Here is a 4,671-nt window from a genome sequence, read left to right as displayed (position 1 = left end):
GCATCCGCCCTTAGATAGCTAGTTTAATTAAAAAACGAACCAAACACTCTACCTGTTTAACATACACGCGTTACAGTAAGGGCGCATCCGCCCTTAGATAGCTAGTTTAATTAAAAAACGAACCAAACACTCTACCTGTTTAACAAACACGCGTTACAGCAAGGGCGCATCCGCCCTTAGATAAAGATTACTCCATGTCACAATCAACTTCTTATCTAAGGGCGGACGCGCCCTTACTGTACTTAAAACTTGTTTTACTTAATAATTACGCAAACGTAAAGGGGGTCTACTTTACCCATTAGCACCGCCGTTGCCCGTATACGCCGCGGTTAAAACCACCCCAGCCCTATTTTACGCATTACTCACCGAAACATCCGTGTCGTCCCTTGCCGCGAGTGTTTTGTTGGAGAAAACCGTAAGGTCGCTATTACCGGTAGAAGACGATCGACATTACAAAACGGTAGTTTTGTCTGTATTGCCCCAACACTTCCTTAAAGCGGTTAGTGTGTTGGAACTCGTATTCGTTTTAAATACTTACGTTTATTATCAGGGGTTTCATATTAAAAGTAGTAAAGTTAGGGAAATAGAACGATATGATTACAATATGCAATCAGGTAGAATGTCAGAAAGAAGTTCGTTCTACACTAATAAATTACACTATGAATTCCTATTAAATTAATTAAATCGTATTTTATATATCTATTACCAAACTTACCAAACTAATACGGATTCTTGCTGAGAGAAAATCGACGTTATTTATTAGGACGCAACAATAGTTTTCCCCTAAATCGTGCGGTACGTGATCTACTTAATTAGAGTCAACTAAACTCACTAGGCCATTTAAATGCATTTCGTCAATGTTTTGTAGCCCAAAATACCCCTTCTCTCAAACCGTATTCCGGCCTACCTTAACTATGAACCCTTAGATGTTTAGGTTCCAAAAACCGCCCTCGGCTACGACTACTAATAGATTTACTACTTTGAAAAAATCTGAGTTGCCTAGCCCAACTATCAAAACGTTTTTAGTTTGTTCGCCGATGTCTTGTTGCGTAAGTGAAACCAGACTCACGTCAATGGCTAGTTCTTCAAAATTAATTATAAAATTTTATATTAAGACTACTCACATCCCGAATAAACTGCTTTTTCCATCAGGGACTCTACGGACACGGAGTTCCTACCGTACGTTGCCGTGGAGTACGATGTGGTCCTGTAGGTCCATGGTTACTAAGGTCCCTATAGAACTGACTACTTCGCCACTAAGCTTAAGTTGTTGTCCGTCGCTTTGTCAATAATAAAGTTAATTAGCGATTTGGTCTGGAGGTCTTAGGTTTTAATGAGCTACTAAATTAGTCGCGGTCCTTACTGGAATTTCACCGCCGTGTCCGTGACCCAAAAGGTCTTCTTCCCGACTGAAGAAACCTCGTTCTTAAAGGGCTACTTGACAAACTATTTCGAGTTCTTGCATCACTACGGAATTTTTTTCAACGACGGGACCTTCTTAAATTGGCTTAAGAATCGTGTGACCTAATATGGACCGATAGTTCGTTTTGGGGTTACAATCCTTAACGGTCGGGCCTTCCCAAGGAATTATGGAACAATTTAGTCGGTCTTAAGGAACGCCATTTACTGTGTGAATTTCTTCTATTTCGGCATAATCCGCGTTTTCATGTTGTTGTTAACACACGTGCTATAAACGTTCTATTTAATAATTTCCTACCGGATTTAGATCCGCTGGCGTGGTGGTTTCCTCGAGGTTAAACATTACGGTTATTACTTCGGCTAAATTTTCGACGTAATTTTTTACCATAAGGTCCTGTACTACGCTAATAGCTATTTCGCCATCCTTGTCTATTAGAGTGAAACAAATTTCACAGATACTAGTTCCCCAACAACAGTTTTTAAGGAAGGTTGCGAGTATTGTATCCAATAAATTTTCCCGAACTAGTTCGATTTTAGTTTCTAAATGGTTTTGCTAACCGACCCAAATATCTATTACCTTTACTAAGGAAAAGTAATCTAAAAGAATTCGGTCTTGTGGATTTACTATATTTCCCGCAGTAAGCTCTCGTCGAATTTAGTAAACGAGCACTAGTCGCATAGCTTCTAAAATTCCTAAACCAGCTATTTTGGGTTTCGTCAATACCGGCACTTCGGGTATTTCGTAATTAACTAAACAAAGCGGTTAACGGACTCCTTTTCGTCCAGCTTTAGGAAAGTCACCTTTTCGCATTACTGAATTTAGAACATTAATTACGCGCTTGAGGCCTTGTCTAATTCAAAAAAACCCCTTGACAATTAAGAGTACCAGTTGGAGAGTTACAATCGCGAGACCATGACCTTTTACTTTCTTTACGGCGAAAATTCTTACAAGTATTAGGACAATATCGGTTCAATGACCAGTTGGAGCTATAAGGATGGCTATTTTAACGTCGTCATTTAGTTCGAAATAAACTAGTATCTCGTGAATTAAAGAGCCTAGGACTAGTAATATTTTGTAACCAACTTCGTGAAACCCAGCGTTCACCCTCAGGACGGTTATTCTTACTTAAAATAGTTCGCAAATTAAATTGTCGACGACTAAGTTTACAAAACCGAGGAGGAGTACTTCATCGGTTATTTTAAGTTCGTGTAGTATTCTTGTTACAATAACAGATACTTGCTGATGTTCTTGGATCTTATAATGGCCGACCCTTTTCCAAACTACTTGATAAAAATTTTCAACCGTCTGGACCAAGAACCCGTAGTCGCCTGCTACATTTCTTCCGCCTTCGGGAAAAACAACGCTCATTTCTACAGGTACTCAAAGAACTATTCAACTAAGGTCTCGGTTTGCTACTCGTTAGTTTTCGTGACTTTCTTAGTAATTCGTCTCGCGAATGAGGTTGCCATAAAGCACTTTATTTTCGACTTTTTGCTTTCTTAGATAAACTGTTTCTATTGCTGCTTTTATTTGTTTTCTAATAGTTACTTCATTGAGTCCTTAATTGACTTGATGTTTTTTCGTTCGGTAGGTAACTTCTCGTATTTCGTTTCGAACTCTTTTAAGGACTGTTATTCTATAACGTCCGTTCGAATATGTTGAACCGTGAGCTTCCCTTGTGTAGTCTTTCTTGAGTCCGTTACTTTTTCTGTATATTTCTTAACAGACTCGTTACACTACTCTAATATCTCGTGAATCTCTGATTAAATGCGCTAAACCTACGTACAGAACTCTCATGTTTTCTCGGTGTTGGTGGGTTACTGTAGTTCTCAGACCTTCAATCTGCTGTTAAATGGCTCTACGCACTTTTCAATCTTCGGCTCTTTTGACGTCAACGACTCGTCAATCGAAAAATATTTTGCTGCTTTCGATTTTAAAGCCCGCTTTTTCCAAACAATAGTTGTTAACTACTCAAAAGGTCACCATTTCAATCTAATGTCGTATTCAGTAGTTTACAATACATATTTCGGTATCTTTTTCTAGTTCACCGTTGAAATCGATCCGTTAATTTAGGACGCCGTTGGAGTTGCAATCCTTGATGAAATTCATGGTTAGCTCTAGGTTTAATAAGTTATCTTCTTTAGGGACTTTTCCCGTTTCAAGATACGCGACTATACCAAGTAATGGTCGGGCTGCTTTTATTAGGCCCATTGTTTTAACTTCGGCTATTTCCGGCAAAATGACAGCTAAAAGTAGGACTCCCCTTTTAACAAGGGCCCGAAGACGTCCCTAGTCTCCAAATATTTGCAGTAGGGGTTCTTCACTTCTATAAAATAAATAGACTTCTGGGTTTGATGTTTCGGTTTCTACGTTAGCTCCGTCGTTACTTAAACGACCTTGCAACCCTACCATTTTGGGGTTAATGTAACTTTCCCCAATTTCCTTTTCTTCTCCTTAACGTTATAAATACCTGACGTAATCAACATGAACCACTTGTGGTAGGATTAAAAAGAGTTTCATTTTATCTTAAAAGGCAGGCGTTATGGCGGCGTACCTTGGGGTCACAGCTTTTTTTAACCTCTCCGAAATGATTCCTTAGACAAATACTCTCGCATAAATTTCCATGCCGGTTTTCGGTATAACGTCGCGTTCATCGCCTAAAATTCTCGTAGTACCTGTTTTCTTTTTCTCTTCTTAACCTATGATGTTCGTTCTTCTGGCAAAGACTAATATTTCTCTTGAATTCACCATATTTTTGTGGCTTACTATTTTTATTTTTTTAGCTTCCTGGTCACAACAGTGTTCCACCATTAAGGTAATTTTTTATCGTTACTCTATTTATCCACGTTACCCTTGTTTAAAATATTGCTACACTTCAAATTACTTATTACGGTACCCGATAATAATATTATATTCGTGTCTTTGGGAAGCATATGCCCTCTTATTTATACGGTCCAGGTATACACCCAGTTAAACTTCGAGATTAACTACCTCGTCTGATGTCACTATATTCAATAGAATTCCTTTAACGATTACGTTTTCGTAGATGACACCGATCACAATGACACCAATCACATATATTGTTATAAGCACTATTTAATAGTTTTGAACGTTATTTTTTTGTTTCTGTCCTAAATCTTGATATACGGTTTCAAGCTCAGCCAGATCCTATGCCCCTATGTTCAACCTAACTACTAGCGCTCCGGTAACGCGAAGTTGTCGCACGTTCTCTGTTTTAACGAAGAAACTTG

This window comes from Legionella qingyii, assembly GCF_003184185.1.
This window is presented reverse-complemented; position numbering follows the sequence as displayed.